Source organism: Kocuria tytonicola (genome assembly GCF_003687455.1).
Lineage (GTDB): Bacteria > Actinomycetota > Actinomycetes > Actinomycetales > Micrococcaceae > Kocuria > Kocuria tytonicola.
The window spans coordinates 1-11751 of record NZ_PHOA01000079.1; the positions used below are offsets into that span (position 1 = coordinate 1).

General features: G+C 69.3%; 11 protein-coding genes. 1 reads left to right on the top strand and 10 read right to left on the bottom strand.

Features of this window, described 5'->3' with window-relative positions:
- Window positions 1-274: 274 nt before the first annotated feature.
- From CWC38_RS08850 to CWC38_RS08870, 5 genes are all read right to left on the bottom strand, one after another.
- Window positions 275-679: a cytochrome c oxidase subunit 4 gene (locus CWC38_RS08850; RefSeq protein WP_121846404.1), complete on the bottom strand. Its 405-nt coding sequence runs from the start codon at window positions 677-679 to the stop codon at window positions 275-277.
- A complete protein-coding gene (gene ctaD / locus CWC38_RS08855; protein ID WP_121846405.1) occupies window positions 676-2397 on the bottom strand; it encodes an aa3-type cytochrome oxidase subunit I in 1722 nt (573 codons plus the stop codon). The genes CWC38_RS08850 and ctaD overlap by 4 nt, the downstream gene beginning before the upstream one ends.
- Window positions 2398-2407: 10 nt before the next feature.
- Window positions 2408-3271 carry an aa3-type cytochrome oxidase subunit II gene (gene ctaC, locus CWC38_RS08860; RefSeq protein ID WP_121846406.1) on the bottom strand — a complete coding sequence of 288 codons (864 nt, stop codon included), beginning with the start codon at window positions 3269-3271 and terminating at the stop codon, window positions 2408-2410.
- Between the two features lie 270 nt (window positions 3272-3541).
- Entirely contained in the window at window positions 3542-3910 is a 369-nt protein-coding gene (locus CWC38_RS08865) for a HesB/IscA family protein (RefSeq protein ID WP_121846407.1), read from the bottom strand.
- An 85-nt stretch (window positions 3911-3995) separates the two neighbouring features.
- Complete coding sequence (locus CWC38_RS08870) at window positions 3996-5408, bottom strand: dipeptidase (protein ID WP_121846408.1); 1413 nt, start codon at window positions 5406-5408, stop codon at window positions 3996-3998.
- An 80-nt stretch (window positions 5409-5488) separates the two neighbouring features.
- Between CWC38_RS08870 and CWC38_RS08875 the strand changes: the two genes are divergently transcribed.
- Window positions 5489-6109: a DUF3043 domain-containing protein gene (locus CWC38_RS08875; protein WP_121846409.1), complete on the top strand. Its 621-nt coding sequence runs from the start codon at window positions 5489-5491 to the stop codon at window positions 6107-6109.
- Between the two features lie 55 nt (window positions 6110-6164).
- On the opposite strand, the gene CWC38_RS08880 is transcribed toward CWC38_RS08875, so the two are convergent.
- From CWC38_RS08880 to CWC38_RS08900, 5 genes are all read right to left on the bottom strand, one after another.
- Window positions 6165-7259, bottom strand: a complete 1095-nt coding sequence (locus CWC38_RS08880; protein ID WP_121846410.1) for a quinone-dependent dihydroorotate dehydrogenase — start codon at window positions 7257-7259, stop codon at window positions 6165-6167.
- A 176-nt stretch (window positions 7260-7435) separates the two neighbouring features.
- A complete protein-coding gene (locus CWC38_RS08885; RefSeq protein ID WP_121846411.1) occupies window positions 7436-8248 on the bottom strand; it encodes an isoprenyl transferase in 813 nt (270 codons plus the stop codon).
- 88 nt (window positions 8249-8336) lie between these two features.
- Window positions 8337-9095, bottom strand: coding sequence for a DNA repair protein RecO (gene recO / locus CWC38_RS08890; protein ID WP_121846413.1), 759 nt, complete (start codon window positions 9093-9095; stop codon window positions 8337-8339).
- Between the two features lie 156 nt (window positions 9096-9251).
- Window positions 9252-10985, bottom strand: a complete 1734-nt coding sequence (gene leuA, locus CWC38_RS08895) for a 2-isopropylmalate synthase (protein ID WP_121846412.1) — start codon at window positions 10983-10985, stop codon at window positions 9252-9254.
- 170 nt (window positions 10986-11155) lie between these two features.
- Window positions 11156-11751: LytR C-terminal domain-containing protein (locus tag CWC38_RS08900; RefSeq protein ID WP_133306243.1), on the bottom strand; the 596-nt coding region annotated here is incomplete at its 5' end.

Sequence of the window (11751 nt, forward strand, 5' to 3'; positions counted from 1 at the left end):
GCCCCCACGCCGCCAGCCGGCTTCCTCGGCATCCGGCCACTCGCGCGCCCCTTCCTCGCAGGCTGGACGGTCTTCTCCTCTTCCGAACCCTCCCCTTTCTTCGCCCGTCCCGGTAGCGACCGCATCCGTCTAGTCCTCAGGCTCCACCTCGTACCCCGGAGGCCGTGCGTTGGCCCCTGAGCGAGGCCCGCGGCCATGACGTGGGGACACGAAAAAGCCCGCGCCGTCCAAGAACGACGCGGGCCTTCCCAACCCTCAACGATGCGATGCACGGTCAGTGCGCGTGGTCTCCGCGGGAGTGCTCGAAGATCAGGCCCAGGAGGCCGAGCAGGGCCACGGGGACGGCCAGGCCGATGATCCACGGACCAATTGCCAGCGCGGTCACGAAGAGCGCGCAACCGATGCCGAGCAGCAGCGGCCACCAGCTCCACGGGGAGAACGCGCCGTACTCGCCGGCCATCTCCACGATCTCGCCGTCCTCGCGGTCCTCCGGGAGAACTCCCCCGGTGGAGCGCTGCACGAGCCACAGGTAGACGACGAGCATGAAGCTCATCGCGGCGACGGCCAGCAGTGCCGGGAACCCGGCCAACTCCTGGAAGTCCGTCACATATCCGTAGATGAATCCCACCACGGTGCAGAACACACCGAGCAAGAGGAAGGTCTTGATAGTTGCGCTCATCGTCCATTCCTTCCACTGCCGCCCACCAGGGGGGTCTCGGCCTCATACTGCTGGCTGGAGAACGCCGAGAGCTCCGGGTGGTGCAGATCCAGCGCCGGGCGCTCGGAACGGATCCGAGGCAGGGAGGTGAAGTTGTGGCGCGGGGGCGGGCACGAGGTGGCCCACTCCAGGGAGCCACCGAAGCCCCAGGGATCGTCCACCTCGACCTTCTTGGCGTTGCGGTGCGTGGTGTACACGTTCCAGAAGAACGGGATCATGGACACGCCCAGCAGCATGGAGCCGATGGTGGAGAACTGGTTCATCCAGGTGAAGCCGTCCTCGGGCAGGTAGTCCGCGTAGCGGCGCGGCATGCCGTCCACGCCCAGCCAGTGCTGGATGAGGAACGTCATGTGGAAGCCGACGAACAGGAGCCAGAAGTGCACCTTGCCGATGCGCTCGTTGAGCATCTTGCCCGTGAACTTGGGCCACCAGAAGTAGAAGCCCGCGAACATGCCGAACACGATGGTCCCGAAGATCACGTAGTGGAAGTGCGCGACCACGAAGTACGTGTCCGAGACGTGGAAGTCCAGCGGCGGCGTCGCCAGGATGATGCCGGTGAGGCCACCGAACAGGAAGGTGAACAGGAAGCCCAGCACCCACAGGATGGGCGTCTCGAAGGTGAGCGAGCCCTGCCACATGGTGCCGATCCAGTTGAAGAACTTCACGCCCGTGGGGACCGCGATCATCATGGTCATGAAGGAGAAGAACCCGAGGGCCACGGCGCCGGTGACGTACATGTGGTGCGCCCACACGGTCACCGAGAGGGCGGCGATCGCAATGGTGGCGAACACCAGGCCCTTGTAGCCGAAGATCGGCTTGCGGGAGAACACCGGGATGATCTCGGAGACGATGCCGAAGAACGGCAGCGCAAGCACGTACACCTCAGGGTGTCCGAAGAACCAGAACAGGTGCTGCCACAGGATGGCCCCACCGTTCTCGGGATCGAACACGTGGCCACCCAGGCGACGGTCCATGCCCAGTGCGAACAGGGCCGAGGCCAGCGGCGGGAAGACCATGATGATCAGCATGGAGGTGATCAGCGTGGTCCAGGTGAAGATCGACATGCGCCACATGGTCATGCCGGGCGCACGCATGCACACGATGGTCGTGATGAAGTTCACGCCACCGAGGATCGTGCCGAAGCCCTGCAGGCCCAGACCGAAGACCCAGAGGTCACCGCCGACCCCCGGACTGAACGTGGTGCTGTTCAGAGGTGCGTAGGCGAACCAGCCGAAGGACGCGGCGCCCTGCGGGGAGATGAAGCCGGACACCGCGATGAGGGAGCCGAACAGGAAGAACCAGAACGCCAGCGCGTTCAGACGCGGGAAAGCCACGTCCGGGGCGCCGAGCTGCAGGGGCACGATGACGTTGGCGAAACCCACGAACAGCGGCGTGCCGAACATCAGCAGCATGATCGTGCCGTGCATGGTGAACAGCTGGTTGTACTGCTCCTTCGTCTCCAGGATCTGCATTCCGGGCTCGAAGAGCTCGGCGCGGATGAGCAGCGCCATGATGCCGCCCGCGCAGAAGAAGATGAACGAGGAGATCAGATACATGTACCCGATCGTCTTGTGGTCGGTCGAGGTGAGCCAGTTGACGATCACCCGGCCCTTGGATCGCGGGACAACGCGGGGTGCGGCCGAAGCCGCGTCGTCCCGCGAATATTCGAGCGTAGACATTGCCTATCCCCTAGTTGTTGGAGGTTTCGTGGAGGTTGGGGTTGCGGTTGTACTCGTCGCCGACGAATCCGGTGTTGCCCTCGTCGCGCAGCTTCTGCATCTGGGCGTCGTACTCCTCCTGGCTGACCACGGCCACGTTGAACAGCATCTCGGAGTGGTACTCCCCGCACAGCTCGGCGCACTTGCCGGCGAAGGTGCCCTCGCGGCCGGTGGTGAAGCTCATGTAGTTGGTGCGGTCCGGGATCATGTCGATCTTCTCGAGGAAGGCCGGCACCCAGAAGGAGTGGATGACGTCACGGGACGTGATCTGCAGCTCCACCTTGCTGTCCGCGGGGAGGTAGAGGGTGGGCAGCGTCTTCTCCACACCGGGCTCACCCGTGAGGTGCGCCTGGACACCCTGGTAGTGGACGTTCTCATCCAGGTAGTTGAAGTCCCAGGCCCACTGCTTGCCGTACACCTGGATCTTGGTGTCGGGGTTCTCGAAGCGGTCCGTGATCTCGGTCTGCGCGCGGAACGAGAAGAAGAACAGGGAGACGATCATGGCGATCGGCACGATCGTGTAGAAGATCTCGAGCGGCGCGTTGTACGCCAGCTGCCGCGGGTAGCCCGTCTCGTTCTTCCGGCGGCGGTAGGCCACCATGCACCAGAGCATGAGACCCCACACCAGCAGACCGACGCACAGGGCGGCGACCCAGGAGCCGATCCACAGATCCATGATCTGGTCGGCGTTGTCGGTGGTGCCGCGCTGGGTGGGCAGGAAGCCCACCTTCGACTGCTCGGAGCAAGCGGTGAGCGAGATCGTCGCCAGGACTGCTGCGGCCGAGACCTTCAGCTTCCGGCCGCGGCGGCTGCCGGTTCGAGTTTGCGAACTCACAGACGGCCCTTCCTCTTCTGTATGTGGGCTCTGCATAGCTCGTGCACGTGGGCACAGAGAACACGTTGCCCGTTGATGGTTCTCCCTCGGAAGCTTACCCCTCGGCCCCCCGATGTGCTGACACTGTGTCAGTCCGCCGTGTCGTGCCGGGCCCGCGCCGCCGCAGCTCTCCGGGCCCGCGTTCCGCGGACCCCGCACACATCCCGGACGTGCGAAAAGGGGTGCGCGGTGCCCTCCCAGGACCGCGCACCCCTCCCGGTGCTCGACGACTCAGTGGAAGGAGTCGCCGCACGCGCACGAACCCTGCGCGTTGGGGTTGTCGATCGAGAAGCCCTGCTTGGAGATGGTGTCCTCGAAGTCCACGGTGGAACCGCTGAGGTACGGGACGCTCATCTTGTCCACGATGACCTCCACGCCACCGAAGTCGCGGACGTGGTCCCCGTCGAGGACGCGCTCGTCGAAGTACAGCTGGTAGATCAGACCGGAGCAGCCGCCCGGCTGCACGGCCACGCGCAGGCGGAGGTCGGTGCGGCCCTCCTGCTCCAGCAGGTCTCGGACCTTCTGGGCGGCGGTGTTGGTCAGCAGGACCTCGTGGGCAGGCAGGTCCTGGGTGGTCTCGTTGTCGGTGGTGACGCTCATGCTGCTCGCTTTCCGTGCGACGCGGGGTCGCATCCCTGAGTGCGTGTCGGGGCTTTCGGCGTGTGGAACGCCCGACCCGCGCGAATCATTCCGCGGTGCGTCCGCCCTGCTCGGCGAGGGCGGTGAGGATGAGGGCCTCGGCGGTCACCGCGTGCAGGAAGTCCCCGATGTGCAGGGACTCGTTGGCGCTGTGCGCCCGCGTGTCCGGGTCCTCGATCCCCGTGATCAGGATCTGCGCCTCAGGGTACGCCTCGGTGAGGGTCGCGGTGAAGGGGATGGATCCGCCCATGCCGGCGGTCACGGCGGGACGCCCCCACGCCTGCTCGAACGCCCACAGGGCGATCTGCGAACTCGCGGCCTGGGTGTCGGCGCGGAACGACGGTCCGGTCTCCTCGATCTCGAAGCTCACGTGGGCGCCGAACGGGGCGTTGTCCAGCACGTGCTTCCGCAGGGCCTCGGCGGCCTCCTTCGGGTCCTGCCCCGGCGCGATGCGCAGGCTGAGCTTCGCGCGGGCAGTGGCCGCAATGGTGTTGGACGCGGTGGCCACGTCCGTGACGTCGATCCCCGTGACGGACAGCGCCGGCTGCGTCCAGATCCGGGAGGAGATCGAGCCGCGTCCGGCCAGCTGCACGCCGTCGAGCACTCCGGCGTCGGCCCGGAAGCTCGCCTCGTCGTAGTCCACGTCCGTGTCGTCCTCGCTGAGCAGCCCGGGGACGGCCACGGCGCCGTCGTCGTCGTGCAGGGTGGCGATCAGGCGTGCCAGCAGCGTGGGCGCGTCCAGCACGGGACCGCCGAACATGCCGGAGTGGACGGAGTGGTCCAGCGCGCCGATCTCCACGATCCCGCCGACGACGCCGCGCAGGCTCGTGGTCAGCGCGGGCACCCCGACCTCCCAGTTCGCGGAGTCGGCGATGACGATGACGTCGGCGGCCAGCTTGTCCCTGTGAGCGGCCAGGAACGCCTCGAAGCCCGGCGAACCGGCCTCCTCCTCACCCTCGACGAACACCGTGACGCCGAGGCCGGGCTCGCCACCCTGCCGCTCGAAGAACGCCCGGAGGGCACCCACATGGGCCATCACCCCGGCCTTGTCGTCCGCGGCACCGCGGCCCCAGAGCCGACCGTCCTTCTCGACGGCCTCGAACGGCTCCGAGTTCCAGAGCTCCCGCCTGCCGGGGGGCTGCACGTCGTGGTGGGCGTAGAGCAGGATCGTCGGGAACCCGGATGCGGCGGCCTTGCGGGCGACGACGGCGGGGTGCCCGGCGTCGTCCTGCGAGGGCACCCGCAGCACCTCCACGCTGTCGAACGGCAGCTCCTCCAGCAGGCCGGCCACGGCACGGGCGCTGCGGTCCAGCTCGGCGGCGTCGAAGGAGTCCCACGCGATGCCGGGGATGGCCACGAGCTCCCCGAGCTCGCGCAGCAGGGTGTCGCGGGAGTCCGTGACGCGCGCGCGCAGGGCCTCGACCGTCTCGGAACTGGGGCGTGTGAAGTCAGCACTCATGGCCCCAGCCTAGTCACGGAGCCTGTGCGGTGCCCGGACACACGGCCGGGAACCCGCCCGCTCTCCGCTAGGCTGGTCCGGTGTTTGGACGCAGGAAGTCAGAGGAATCCACGGGATCCACCGCCGTGCGCGCCACGGCCGTGACCGCCGTCGAGCCGGACGGGCGTGCCCGCGACGGCCACACCCCCGACGGGAAGAAGGGTCGCCCCACCCCCACGCGCAAGGAGCAGGAGGCCGCGCGGCGTCGTCCCCTGATCCCCGCGGACCGCAAGGCCGCCAAGGCCGAGTCCCGGCAGGCGGAGCGGGAGCGCCGGGCGCAGGCCCAGGCCGGCATGGCCGCGGGCGACGAGCGCTACCTGGGCCCCCGCGACGCCGGTCCCCAGCGGCGTTTCGCGCGCGACTGGGTGGACTCCCGCTTCAACATCGGCGAGTACGTGCTGGTCGTCATGCTCGCCATCATCGTCTTCCTCTTCCTGCCCGTGCAGTCCGTGGCCCTCACGCTGATCTGGGTGGTCTACGGGTACATCGCCCTGTGCGTGCTGGACGCGGTCATCACCACCCAGCGCATGCACGCGGCCATGCGCCGCAGGTTCGGCACCGTCCAGCGCGGCACCCGGTGGTACGCCGCCATGCGGACGTTCACCATCCGGCGGCTGCGGCTGCCCAAGCCCCAGGTGCGCCGCGGGGAGCGCCCCGAGTAGGCCACGCGGCACACGACGGGGGCCGGTCCACCCCGTGGACCGGCCCTCGTCGGGCTCAGGCGGAGGTTCTGCGGGCCGCCCGTCGGAGTCCGCGGTTGATGCGCGCGGCCCAGAACGGTCCCTCGTAGAGGAACGCCGTGTACCCCTGGACCAGGGACGCTCCCGCGTCCAACCGCTCCAGCACGTCCTCGGCCGTGGTCACCCCACCCACGGACACGAGGACGAGCCGATCCCCCACGTGCTCCCTGAGCAGGCGCAGCACCTCGAGCGAACGACGGCGCAGCGGGGCGCCCGAGAGGCCGCCGGCACCGCACTGCGCCACGGCCTCGCGGTCGCTGCGCAGTCCGAGTCCGTCCCGGGCAATCGTGGTGTTGGTGGCCACGATGCCGTCCAGCCCCAGCTCGAGCGCCAGGTCCGCGACAGCCAGGACGTCCTCGTCCGCGAGGTCCGGCGCGATCTTCACGAGCAGAGGGACCCGCCGCGTGGTGACGCGGTCAGCCTCCGCCCGAACGGCCCGGAGCAGGGGGCGCAGCGCATCCAGCTCCTGCAGCTGCCGGAGCCCTGGGGTGTTGGGGGACGAGACGTTCACCACGAGGTAGTCCGCGTACGGGGCCAGCGTGGCCGTGCTCAGCACGTAGTCCCCCACCGCGTCCTCCAGGCCCACCGCCTTCGTCTTGCCGATGTTCACCCCCACCACCGGACGACGCCGCCCCGTCCGGGCCGCATCCTGCGCCAGCGTGTGCAGGGCCGATGCCACCCGTGGCGCGACCGCGCGGGCGCCGTCGTTGTTGAAACCCATGCGGTTGACCACGGCCCGGTCGGCCACCAGGCGGAACAGCCTGGGGCGGGGGTTTCCGGGCTGGCCCTGACCCGTGACCGTGCCGATCTCGACGTGCCCGAATCCGAGATCCGTGAGGGCGTGCGTGCCCGTGGCCCCTTTGTCGAAACCCGCGGCCAACCCGAACGGCGAGGGGAACGTGAGGCCCATGACGTGAACCTCGCTGCCGCCGTCCGCAGCGGTCATCCGGCTCAGCACGCGGCCCAGGCCGCACCGGTGAGCGAGCTGGATGCCGGCGAAGCCCAGGGTGTGGGCGAGCTCGGGGTCCATCCACGAGAAGGCGGCCTTGAAGAAGGTGGGGTACACGCGCATGGCACCAGCTTTCCACACCAGCGGGTGGGCGCCCGTGACCGGCGGGCGGGCGGTGCGGACGTGGAGAGCTGAGCTGCTCCTGAGAGCAGGCCGCTGTTCCTGCAGTTTAAAGACGAGCTTGAAGTGCAAACTTCAACTGATAGTCGAAGGTTCCACCTTCTTCGACCGTCGGCTTCTCAGCTCTCATTCTCCCCGGCCAGCGGGGACCCGACGCTGCCCGCCCTGTCCACGGCTCCGCCGTACCGACGGTCCCGTGCCACGTACTGCTGCACGGCGCGCCACAGGACGCGGCGGTCCATGTCCGGCCACAGCACGTCCAGGAAGGCCATCTCGGCGTAGGCGGACTGCCACAGCATGAAGTTGGAGAGCCGCTGCTCCCCCGAGGAGCGCAGGAACATGTCCACGTCCGGCAGATCCGGCTCGTCCAGGTACCGCTGCACGGTGTCCTCCGTGATCGACCCCGGTTTGAGGCGTCCCTCCTGCACGTCCCGCGCCATGGCTGCCGCCGCGTCCGCGATCTCCGCCCGGCCCCCGTAGTTGACGCACATGGTGAGCGTGATGACGTCGTTGTCCCGGGTTTCCCGTTCGGCCGTCTCCAGACGGTTGATCACCGATCCCCACAGCCGGGGCCGTCGCCCGGCCCAGCGCACCCGGATGCCCCACTCCTGGAACGTGGGCAGCTGCCGCTCCATCACGTCACCCGTGAAGTTCATGAGGAAGGCCACCTCTGAAGGAGAGCGCTTCCAGTTCTCGGTGGAGAACGCGTAGGCGGAGACGTACGGGATGCCCAGGTCTATGGCGCCGGCCACCACGTCCATCAGGGCTCGCTCCCCCGCCCGGTGACCCTCCGTGCGGGGCAGACCGCGTTCGTTGGCCCAGCGTCCGTTGCCGTCCATCACGAGCGCCACGTGCCGAGGGACGGCGGCTGCGGGGATCGCGGGAGCGGTGGCTCCGCTCGGGTGCAGGGGCGGCGGGGAGAAGGGAGTCACGGGGCGGTCCTCTCGACGGATGGTCTGTTGCCTCCACCCTAGGGCGTTCCGGCTCGAGGTACTCCAGCACGGGGTGTTCCGAGAACCCTCAGCCCTCCGCGCGCTCCACGAGCGCGAGGGACCGGACCGTGCGCTCCATGTGCCACTGGATGTACGCGGCCACGAAACCCGCTGCAGCGCGTGCGGTGCGGGCGTCGGCGGCGTCGATCGTGGGCCAGTGGCCGTGCAGGAGCCCGTTGAGCAGGACGAACGTCGCCTCGCTCGGAGCAGCGGAGCCCGGCGGGCGGCACTGGGGGCACACCGCGCCGCCGAGCGCGGCGGAGAAAGAGCGGTGGGGCCCGGGCGCGCCGCACCGCGCGCAGTCCACGAAGCTCGGCGCCCACCCGGCCAGCGAGACCGCCCGCAGGAGGTAGGAGTCCATGATGCGGCCCGGCTCGTGCAGCCCCCGGGCCACGGCCGAGAGCGCCCCCACGAGCAGCCGGTAGTGCTGGGCCGCGGTGTCGTGGTCGTCCTCCGTGAGCTTCTCGGCGGTCTCGGCCATGGCGGCAGCGGCGGTGTAGCGCTCGTAGTCCGCGGCAATGGCCTCCCCGTACGGCCGCTTGCCCACGGCCTGGGACACGATGTCCAGGGTGCGGCCGTTGACCAGCTGCACCTGTGCCACGTTGAAGGGCTCCAGCCGTGCACCGAAGCGGGACGTGGTGCGGCGAACCCCCTTGGCCACCGCCCGCACCTGGCCGTGCTCGGCGGTCAGGAGAATCACGATCCGGTCTGCCTCACCCAGCTTGTAGGTGCGCAGCACCACGGCGTCGTCGCGGTAGCTGCGCGAGGCGAAGGATGAACGGGGCACCGCGCCATTGTGCCACTCGCCGGCGGCGGCGCAGCCCCACGGCTCCCACCGGGGGTCGTAGGACCGCCTCCCCGCCACGCCCGTGACGCGGCCCCGCTCCTCCCGTGGAAGGGAGGAGCGGGGCCCGAAGCTTGCCGCCCCGCGGGATCAGTCCGCCTACGCGTCCCGCACGGCCCGGTTCACGGCGGAGATCACGGCCTTGAGCGAGGCCCGCGTGGTGCTGGTGTCCATCCCCGCGCCCCACAGCACGCGGTCCCCCACGGCCAGCTCCACGTAGCTCGCGGCCTGGGCGTTGGCCGAGGCCGAGAGCGTGTGCTCGGTGTAGTCCAGCAGCCGCACGTCCACGCCCTCCTGGTTGAACAGGTTCACCAGCGCGTCGATGGGCCCCGTGCCCTGCGCGGTGCGCTCACGGTGCTCACCGCCCACGTCCAGGCCGACCTCCAGGACCGTGTTGCCCTCGTCCTGCGCGTGGGTGGAGATGGAGGTGATGCGGTAGTGGCCCCAGCGCGAGTCCCCGTCCGTGGTGGGCAGGTACTCGTCCGAGAAGATCTTCCACAGCTGCTGGGCCGAGACCTCGGAGCCCGAGGTCTCGGTGTACCTCTGCACGGCGCCCGAGAACTCGATCTGTGCACGGCGCGGCAGGTCGATCCCGTATTCGCTCTTGAGCAGGTACGCCACGCCGCCCTTGCCGGACTGCGAGTTCACGCGGATCACGGCCTCGTAGCTGCGCCCCACGTCCTTGGGGTCGATGGGCAGGTAGGGGACGGCCCACTCCAGCTCGTCCACCCCGACGCCCTGCTGCTCGGCGTCCCGCTGCATGGTGTCGAAGCCCTTCTTGATGGCGTCCTGGTGCGAGCCGGAGAACGCCGTGAACACCAGGTCACCACCGTAGGGGCTGCGCTCGGGCACCGGCAGCTGGTTGCAGTACTCCACGGTACGGCGGATCTCCTCGATGTCCGAGAAGTCGATCTGCGGGTCCACGCCCTGGGTGAGCAGGTTCAGCCCCAGGGTCACCAGGTCCACGTTGCCCGTGCGCTCGCCGTTGCCGAACAGGCAGCCCTCGATGCGGTCGGCGCCGGCCAGGTAGCCCAGCTCGGCGGCGGCCACACCCGTGCCACGGTCGTTGTGCGGGTGCAGGGACAGGACGATGTCGTCCCGGTGGTACAGGTGGCGGCCCATCCACTCGATGGAGTCGGCGTACACGTTGGGCGTGGCCATCTCCACCGTGGCGGGCAGGTTGATGATCATGGAGCGCCCGCTGCCCACCTCGAAGGTCTCCGCGACCTCGTTGCAGATCCGGGCCGCGAACTCCAGCTCGGTGCCTGTATAGGACTCCGGGGAGTACTCGTAGGTCACGGCGGTGCCGCTGAGCTGCTCCTCGTACTTGCGGCACAGCCGGGCGCCGGTCAGGGCGATGTCCACGATGCCGTCCATGTCCTGGTTGAACACCACGCGCCGCTGCAGGGTGGACGTGGAGTTGTACAGGTGGACGATGGCCCGGGGCGCGCCGTCGATGGCCTCGTAGGTGCGCTCGATCAGGTGCTCGCGGGACTGGGTGAGCACCTGGATGGAGACGTCCTCCGGGATGTGGTTGCCCTGCACCAGGGTCCGCACGAAGTCGAAGTCCGTCTGCGACGCGGACGGGAAGCCCACCTCGATCTCCTTGAACCCCATCTTCACGAGCAGCTGGAACATGCGCAGCTTGCGCTCGGAGTCCATGGGGTCGATCAGTGCCTGGTTGCCGTCCCGCAGGTCCACGGCGCACCAGCGGGGCGCGGTGGTGGCCACCTTGTCCGGCCACGTGCGGTCGGACATGTCGAACGGGAAGTTCTGGTGGTACGGGGTGTACTTGTGGGCGGGCATGCCGGAGGGGCGCTGCAGGTTCTTCACGGGGTGGGGCCTTTCGAGCTGTGGCGGGTGGCCGGCGTGGTGGAACTCCGCAGCGGGTGCTCGGCCGTGGGTGATCGAGTCAGGCCCCGCTGCGGCACGTAAGCGGGAGGAGCTGCACGTCGGACCGCATGCGATCCAAACTACCATCTGTGGTCCGGCTCACTCGACCCTCACTGCTCCGCGGTGGCCTGGCACGTGACCTGCTCCGCCGTCTGACCCTGGAGGTCGTCCGGAAGGCCCTGTCCGCGGTCGATCCGCTCGCCGTGCGTGAAGTCCTGGCCCACGGCCACCTGGACGCCGCCCACCTCGTAGCTCGGCACCAGCTGAGATGGAGCGGCGTCGAGCAGCGCGGCGATGTCCTGCGCGGCGAGGGCCCAGTCCGGGTGGTAGAAGATCTGGGTGGCGGACAGCTGCGCCCCGGACTTCCCGGAGCGGGCCTGGTCGTAGCCCCCCGTGCGCAGCCGCTGCACCACCTGGGCGTCGCGGCCCCCCGTGTCCGAGCGGTTGGTCACGGTCACCGGCACGAGGGCTGGGTCCACGGCCGGGCGAGTGGGGCTCGGGCTCGCGGAGGGGCGCGACGACGCTCCGCCGCTCTTCGCGGCGGACGCACCCGGTGCGGGAGTGGCCGGGTCCGACGACGGCGCCGCGGACTCCGCCCCGCCCGTGACCGCCACGTCCTCGCGCAGGGTGGTGAACAGCTTGTCCGCGGGTTTCTGGTCCAGCTGGAGGCGGTTGGGGTCCGCGGGGGAGGGCTCGGTGGGGGCGG

What these genes read in the sequence shown, in the direction of transcription:
- CWC38_RS08850 (WP_121846404.1), bottom strand. Translation starts at nt 679, where the DNA reads ATGAGCGCAACTATCAAGACCTTCCTCTTGCTCGGTGTGTTCTGCACC.
- ctaD (WP_121846405.1), bottom strand. Translation starts at nt 2,397, where the DNA reads ATGTCTACGCTCGAATATTCGCGGGACGACGCGGCTTCGGCCGCACCC.
- CWC38_RS08865 (WP_121846407.1), bottom strand. Translation starts at nt 3,910, where the DNA reads ATGAGCGTCACCACCGACAACGAGACCACCCAGGACCTGCCTGCCCAC.
- CWC38_RS08870 (WP_121846408.1), bottom strand. Translation starts at nt 5,408, where the DNA reads ATGAGTGCTGACTTCACACGCCCCAGTTCCGAGACGGTCGAGGCCCTG.
- CWC38_RS08880 (WP_121846410.1), bottom strand. Translation starts at nt 7,259, where the DNA reads ATGCGCGTGTACCCCACCTTCTTCAAGGCCGCCTTCTCGTGGATGGAC.